Genomic DNA, 530 nt, shown 5'->3' with positions numbered 1-530 from the left:
CGGCGCGCCGGATCATCCGCTGGGTCAGCACCCGGCAACTGCCGGCGGGCTACCCTGTCGACGAGCACTTCAACCCGCCGTACGACCCCTGGGACCAGCGGCTGTGCGCGGTCCCGGACGGCGACCTCTTCCAGGCCATCAGGAACGGCAGCGCCTCGATCGTGACCGACCGGATCAGCACCTTCACCGAGAAGGGCGTCCTGCTGCGGTCGGGCCGGGAGATCGAGGCCGACATCATCGTCACCGCCACCGGACTGAACCTGCAGGCGCTGGGCGGCATCCCGATGACCGTCGACGGAGCCGCCGTACATCTGCCCGACACCATCGCCTACAAGGGCATGATGCTCTCCGGTGTCCCCAACCTCGCCTTCGCCATCGGCTACACCAACTCCTCCTGGACCCTGAAGGTCGGCCTGCTCTGCGAGCACTTCTGCCGTCTGCTGGCCCACATGAGCACGCACGGCTACGACAGCTGCCGCCCCGAACCGGCCGATGCCGCCATGCCGACCCGGCCGTTCCTCGACTTCGGG

Annotated in this window: 1 pseudogene (running past one end of the window); it reads left to right on the top strand. The window is 68.7% G+C overall.

Annotated features, from left to right (window positions below):
• Nucleotides 1-530, top strand: a pseudogene (locus CCN72_RS37245) (flavin-containing monooxygenase) (its annotated part extends 678 nt beyond the left edge of the window); the annotation flags it as partial.

It is taken from the genome of Streptomyces murinus, assembly GCF_002154555.1.
In the GTDB taxonomy this organism is placed as follows: domain Bacteria; phylum Actinomycetota; class Actinomycetes; order Streptomycetales; family Streptomycetaceae; genus Streptomyces; species Streptomyces murinus.
The sequence above is the reverse complement of the archived record's forward strand: the minus strand, read 5'-3'. Positions and strand labels throughout refer to the sequence as shown.